This window comes from Leucobacter chromiisoli, assembly GCF_016522505.1.
GTDB classification, from domain to species: Bacteria; Actinomycetota; Actinomycetes; order Actinomycetales; family Microbacteriaceae; genus Leucobacter; species Leucobacter chromiisoli.
In genome coordinates this window covers 1-1,057 of record NZ_JAEHOH010000040.1, presented here as the reverse complement: position 1 = coordinate 1,057, position 1,057 = coordinate 1, and the positions used below count along the sequence as shown (strand labels likewise).

The window sequence follows — 1,057 nt, the reverse complement described above, 5'->3', positions numbered from 1 at the left end:
GAACGGAAACAGTCGCGAACTCGGCGACCCCGCGGCTCGAGTCTGGCACAAGGCCGCACGACTGATTCTCGAACGATTGCAGAGGGACTAGACCATGACGACCACACCTAACCCGACCGCCGAGCAGGTGATAGCGGAAGCACTACAGGACATGTGGCCGGACTCGACACTATTCGGTGATGCGTGGAGCCCGGAGTCTCACGAGGTGCTCTCTATCGCGAGCAAGCTCCGTGCTGCTGGTCTGCTCGTGGGCGACCCCATAGAGGAGCGCCTGCTGGCTGCACTGAATGCGAGTGCGAACGAGATCCGCAGAAGGTGGAAGCTGCCCGAGATAAAGATGCCGCTCACGGCGTTCAATGCTGGGGAGGTTGCATCGATGAGGGCTGCTCTCATCGCGGCTGGTGTCGCCCCGCAGGAGCCGAGCGAGGACGAGGGGCTCGATGACTGCCCTGCGTGCGACACTCCGCTTTCACGGTGCGCCCCTGGGAACGCATGCTGCGAGGACTGCAACCATGCGGCGTGCTGGGCTCCCGCCCCGAGCCCCGACCGCGAGAAGTTGATCGCGGAGGGTGAGGCACTCATCGAGCGCATGGCGCTGTACGTGGATGCTCAGGAGGATGCGCGGACAGTGGCCCGTCTGACTGACGCCCTCGCCGCTCAGCCGGTGCTCGATCCCGAGAAGGTGGCCGAAGTGATCCGCAACGAGCTACGCAAGGGCGAGTACGCGACAACCCCAGACGAGTTGCCCTATGCGGCGACTTCCAGGTGGATTGCCCGTGCTCTCTGTGAGGCGTACAAGGAAGGGAAACTGACATGAGCGAGTACACACCGACGACCGACAAGGTTCTCTCATACATCAGAGGCAACGCGGTAATGGCGGGTGCCAGCGCAGATGAGGCTCAGGCGGCAGCATCGGGGTGGCTCGCATCCGTCGAGCGTGAGGCTGCGGCGAGGGCGCTCGAAGAGGCGGCGGCGGCTCTAAAGCGGCCCTCGGAGGGTGCCGCTTACGAGGTCTGGGCTTATGGGGGCGGGGACTGGCTACGTTCTCGTGCTGCCG

The 1,057-nt window shown here is 64.4% G+C and carries 2 protein-coding genes; both read left to right on the top strand.

Annotated elements, in window-relative coordinates; all coding sequences use genetic code 11:
* Positions 1 to 94: 94 nt before the first annotated feature.
* Positions 95 to 817 (top strand): hypothetical protein, encoded by a 723-nt coding sequence (locus tag JD276_RS15695; RefSeq protein WP_200116599.1) that lies wholly within the window; start codon positions 95 to 97, stop codon positions 815 to 817.
* On the top strand, positions 814 to 1,057 hold a 244-nt coding region (locus JD276_RS15690; RefSeq protein WP_200116598.1), incomplete at its 3' end, for a hypothetical protein. The genes JD276_RS15695 and JD276_RS15690, both read left to right, overlap by 4 nt.

Coding starts and splice junctions, on each gene's coding strand:
- JD276_RS15695 (WP_200116599.1), top strand. CDS start 95: ATGACGACCACACCTAACCCGACCGCCGAGCAGGTGATAGCGGAAGCA.